This is a genomic window from Colwellia sp. MB3u-4 (genome assembly GCF_014077065.1).
Lineage (GTDB): Bacteria > Pseudomonadota > Gammaproteobacteria > Enterobacterales > Alteromonadaceae > Cognaticolwellia.
Map to the genome: position 1 here is coordinate 1 of NZ_JACGVE010000048.1, position 215 is coordinate 215.

Annotated in this window: 1 rRNA gene; it reads left to right on the forward strand. The window is 40.0% G+C overall.

The features are described 5' to 3' along the window. Positions 1-96 (forward strand): 23S ribosomal RNA (locus tag H4J61_RS02240); the annotation flags it as partial. Between the last annotated feature and the right edge of the window lie 119 nt (positions 97-215).

Consider the following 215-nt stretch of genomic DNA (forward strand, 5'->3'; position numbering starts at 1 on the left):
AAGGGTCGTTGGAGACTACAACGTTGATAGGTTGGGTGTGTAAGGACTGCGAGGTCTTGAGCTAACCAATACTAATTACCCGTGAGGCTTAACCATACAACACCCAAGTGGTTTTAAGTTGTGTGCTGTTTGACATAGTAGTATTGCGTAGGAATATGCAACATCACGTACATGAGTGATGAATAAGAGAAACAAAGAACACAAATGTATTTATA